The organism is Candidatus Symbiopectobacterium sp. (assembly GCF_020054415.1).
Classification (GTDB): domain Bacteria; phylum Pseudomonadota; class Gammaproteobacteria; order Enterobacterales; family Enterobacteriaceae; genus Symbiopectobacterium.
The window spans coordinates 1-3402 of record NZ_JAHWCO010000177.1 but is presented as its reverse complement, the minus strand read 5'-3'; the positions used below and the strand labels follow the sequence as shown (position 1 = coordinate 3402).

Below are 3402 nucleotides of genomic sequence, written 5' to 3'. Positions count from 1 at the left end.
TTTTGGATGTGGAATACAGTGGCTAAAGTTGATGTAAGATGCCCATTTTGTGAACAGACATCTCCTGTGAAAAAACACGGTTATGGCAAAAGTGGCCATCAGCGTTACCGTCGTCAGTCATGCAAACACGGATGGCTACAGGGCTTACAACGACGAACTTCCAAAAGTAAAATACATTATACACAGCGTATTGAGTGTGCACATCTGACACTGCGTAACCGATTGCAACGGCTCAATCGCAAGACGCTCGGATATTCAAAATCATCCGAAATGCACGATAGGATCATCGGTACCTACATCGAACGCGAGTACTACGTTTGATGCTACATCAACTCATTGAATACACGACCAAGAAAACAATTATTTTTATATCAGGTTATCGCCTTGTTTCATGTAACGCGATTATGAATTATGAAATTTTCCGAAAGCAAATAAAAAGCGCAGTTAGAAATATCAAAAAGCAGGTTCTGGACCGGGACCCGATGTTGCGATAAATAGAAAGTAAAACCCCGGCGCAAAGCCGGGGCGGGATGCTACGGATTACGTGCCACAATCACGGCACGCAATGGCGCGGGGTAACCTTCGCAGGTTTTACTGTGATCGTTAGGATCGAGAAAATCAGCCAGTGATTCTGTGACCATCCATGAGGTTTTGCGCTGTTCCTCGAGGGTAGTGACACACTGATCGACGATACGCACATCGACAAAACCGCACTTTTCCAACCAGCGTACCAGCGCCGGAGCTGAGGGAATAAAGTAAACATTGCGCATTTGCGCGTAACGCTCGCCAGGCACTAGCACGGCATTTTCATCGCCCTCGATAACCAGAGTTTCCAGCATCAGTTCTCCACCGGAAACCAACTGATTTTTCAACTGCCACAGATGATCGAGCGGCGAACGGCGATGGTAAAGTACGCCCATGGAGAACACGGTATCAAAGGCAGCGAGCTCCGGCAGTTGTTCGATGCCAAGCGGTAATACATGCGCACGTTGATCGTTACCAAGCAGTTTGCGTACGGCTTCGAATTGGCAGACGAAAAGCTGCATCGGGTCGATACCCACAGCCAGATGCGCACCGGCACCAACCATGCGCCATAGGTGATAACCGCTGCCGCAACCGACATCCAATACCAGACGACCCTGCAAGGCGCTGATATGTGGCGTTAGCCGCTCCCATTTCCAATCGGAGCGCCATTCGGTGTCGATACTGACACCGTAAAGCGAATAGGGGCCTTTACGCCACGGCATCAGTTGACGCAGGCGCACTTCCATCCCTTCACGCTGTCCATTGCTGAGATCCGGCTGTAACACCGCGGTGACGCTGTGTAGCACATCTAGCTGCGAGGGCGTTAGTTCAGGCAAGGCTTCAACGGCATTGAACCATTGCTTAAATTTACCGTGTAGTGATTCCCGTTGCCATGCACTCAGTTGTGCTGGCAGCGTATTTAACCAATGGCTCAATGGGCCTTTCGCGATAAGCTGATAAAAATTGCCGAAATCGATCACGCCTTATCCTCAGCTTTTAGCGCCAGTAACGAACCAAAATTAAAGCACTGGAACCACACTTCGCTGTGCTGAAATCCAGCGTGCGCCAGACGAGATTTATGGGTCTCCACCGAATCGGTCAGCATGATGTTTTCCAACATATTGCGCTTTTGACTGATCTCTAATTCGCTGTAGCCATTTGCCCGTTTGAAATCGTGGTGCATGTTGAATAACAGCTCACCCACTTTGCTGTCTTCAAAGCTGAACTTCTCCGATAACACCAGCGCACCACCGGGGTTCAAGCCTTGATAGATACGCGTTAACAGTGCTTTCCGCTCTTCCGGTGCCAGGAATTGCAAGGTGAAGTTGAGTACCACCAGGGAGGCATTTTCGATGACGATGTCGCGGATATCTGCTTCGATGACCTTGACGGGAGTGGCTGCGCGAAAAGCATCAATGTGGCGGCGACAGCGTTCAATCATCGCGGGTGAGTTGTCAACGGCGATAATGTTGCAACCCGTGGTCTGAATATTACGCCGCATCGACAGTGTAGCGGCACCCAGCGAGCATCCCAGATCGTAAATCTGAGTATCTGGTTTGACGAAACGTTCGGCCAACATGCCGATCATGGAAATAATATTCGAATAACCGGGGACGGAGCGCTGAACCATATCGGGAAAAACTTCAGCGACGCGCTCGTCAAAGGTCCAATCACCGAGGTGGGCTATGGGAACAGAAAAAAGCGTATCGCGATTTGGCATGATGGACACGAAATTACAGTGCGGTTAATAAAAAAGGTGAGACAGTCTAGCAAATACGGATAAGAAAGTCTGTTTCCTTGGGCGCGCCACAGTACATACGGCGCACCAACATCACACGCGCGGTTAATAGAGCGTGAGCACCAATTCCCAGGGAAGGTAGTAAAGATTGAACAGCGACATCAATACCAGTGAGGCGTAGGTAGCGGCCATTCCGGTACGACGCCAGCGGAATTCACGTTGACGCAAGCCCACGTAGTGAAAGAGCCGGCCAATAATCAACAAAATACCGCACAGGTGAATCATGGCGATCAAGGCACCGTTCATTTCCATCAGAACCAGAAGAATAGCGCCGATGGGGAGGTATTCTACGGCATTGCCATGCACCCGAATGGCGGTCTGTAATTCATAAAAACCACCGTCTCCGTAAGCTACGCGGTATTGCATACGCAGTTTAACCACATCGAGAGACAGTTTTACCAGCAACAATGCGCCAAGCACCACATAGAGCGCGCTTACCATGTTCCACTCCATTGTCGGGCAAACATTGCCTGACAGAAAATATTAACCGACTTCGGCTGTTAGAATGATAACTGTCTGCTGTCAGACTGTCGCCTGTAATGTCTGCTTTTAAAAAAAGCAGTTCAAAACATGAAGTTATAATAAAAAATGTTAAAAAAAGCCTTTTAATACGTTGTTGTTTTATATTTGTTTAAATTGCGGCCAGTCAGGGCGCGGCGGGCGGGCAGCGATAACCTGCTCTAATAACGGCCATATCGCCAGTACCAGCGGGAGTACATTGCCAATGTCAGGCGTATGGATAAACAGATACGGAGAATGTTCCTGCCAGACCTTCAGTTTATCAGTCCACGGAGCAAACCAGCGCAAATTGTCTGCAATATCTTCATTGCCAATAAAACGGATGGCGGGGTGCTGTGGCTTACAGCGGCATAAAAATACCGGGATTATTATTCAATAAGTTATAGCGTATCAATCGAAATTACTCGAAATTCGGTCGAAATTAGGCTTTGTTGAATAAATCAGAACTTGTAACGACTGCGCCCCATACGGGTCGATTGTTACGTGATGCGAATACTGTTCGGCATTCCTAATAGCGTGATCCGGTTAAGCGCTTTGACCATGGCCATGGCTTCACCCAC

The 3402-nt window shown here is 48.7% G+C and carries 6 protein-coding genes and 1 pseudogene; 2 read left to right on the top strand and 5 right to left on the bottom strand.

Annotated features, from left to right (window positions below; genetic code table 11):
- Positions 1-18 precede the first annotated feature (18 nt).
- Both QZ506_RS05355 and QZ506_RS05350 read left to right on the top strand, forming a co-directional pair.
- Positions 19-321, top strand: a complete 303-nt coding sequence (locus QZ506_RS05355) for an IS1 family transposase (protein WP_291969587.1) — start codon at positions 19-21, stop codon at positions 319-321.
- Positions 321-494, top strand: coding sequence for a hypothetical protein (locus tag QZ506_RS05350; RefSeq protein WP_291969585.1), 174 nt, complete (start codon positions 321-323; stop codon positions 492-494). The genes QZ506_RS05355 and QZ506_RS05350 overlap by 1 nt, the downstream gene beginning before the upstream one ends.
- Before the next feature lie 39 nt (positions 495-533).
- Here the strand turns inward: QZ506_RS05350 and cmoB are convergent, their stop codons facing one another.
- The 5 genes and pseudogenes from cmoB to QZ506_RS05325 all read right to left on the bottom strand — a co-directional run.
- Positions 534-1505 carry a tRNA 5-methoxyuridine(34)/uridine 5-oxyacetic acid(34) synthase CmoB gene (gene cmoB, locus QZ506_RS05345; protein ID WP_291969584.1) on the bottom strand — a complete coding sequence of 324 codons (972 nt, stop codon included), beginning with the start codon at positions 1503-1505 and terminating at the stop codon, positions 534-536.
- The gene (gene cmoA, locus QZ506_RS05340) at positions 1502-2245 is read right to left on the bottom strand and encodes a carboxy-S-adenosyl-L-methionine synthase CmoA (RefSeq protein WP_291969582.1); all 744 of its coding nucleotides are present in this window, start codon (positions 2243-2245) and stop codon (positions 1502-1504) included. Before cmoA ends, cmoB begins: the two co-directional genes overlap by 4 nt.
- 123 nt (positions 2246-2368) lie before the next feature.
- The gene (locus QZ506_RS05335) at positions 2369-2764 is read right to left on the bottom strand and encodes an MAPEG family protein (protein ID WP_291969580.1); all 396 of its coding nucleotides are present in this window, start codon (positions 2762-2764) and stop codon (positions 2369-2371) included.
- A 180-nt stretch (positions 2765-2944) separates the two neighbouring features.
- Positions 2945-3130 (bottom strand): hypothetical protein, encoded by a 186-nt coding sequence (locus tag QZ506_RS05330; RefSeq protein ID WP_291969578.1) that lies wholly within the window; start codon positions 3128-3130, stop codon positions 2945-2947.
- Between the two features lie 191 nt (positions 3131-3321).
- Positions 3322-3402: pseudogene (locus tag QZ506_RS05325) on the bottom strand (lipoprotein); the annotation flags it as partial.

Coding starts and splice junctions, on each gene's coding strand:
- QZ506_RS05350 (WP_291969585.1), top strand. CDS start 321: ATGCTACATCAACTCATTGAATACACGACCAAGAAAACAATTATTTTT.
- cmoA (WP_291969582.1), bottom strand. CDS start 2,245: ATGCCAAATCGCGATACGCTTTTTTCTGTTCCCATAGCCCACCTCGGT.
- QZ506_RS05335 (WP_291969580.1), bottom strand. CDS start 2,764: ATGGTAAGCGCGCTCTATGTGGTGCTTGGCGCATTGTTGCTGGTAAAA.